General features: G+C 47.8%; 1 protein-coding gene. It reads left to right on the top strand.

The annotated features are described in order from the left end of the window. Window positions 1-242 (top strand): hypothetical protein (locus E1189_RS24230; protein WP_230459805.1); only part of this gene is annotated, 242 nt, incomplete at its 5' end. Window positions 243-318: the final 76 nt, after the last annotated feature.

Raw genomic sequence — 318 nt, forward strand, 5'->3', positions numbered from 1 at the left:
CAATAGGAAAGATGAGTGACCCGATCTGTCTTTTTCACAACCACACCCTGATCACCAACATCACAAGAGGCCGCCAGCTACATTGCTATTTTCTTTGTTTTATTATGGGAAGGATGGGAATGGTTTTCAGGCTGAACGTTGTTGTTACCAGTCTCTGCATAGTGATCGGCCCGGCTTTATCTGCTACCTATGCATCAGAAGACAAGAGTAGACTCTTGCCCCTGTTCCGTTACGGTCATTAGATGTGATATCGACAGGCGGCATTGCCGTACACCCTGCGGACAGCATACATATCCACCCCGGTGAAACCACATCTTG

It is taken from the genome of Parendozoicomonas verongulae (genome assembly GCF_009711465.1).
Lineage (GTDB): Bacteria > Pseudomonadota > Gammaproteobacteria > Pseudomonadales > Endozoicomonadaceae > Sansalvadorimonas > Sansalvadorimonas verongulae.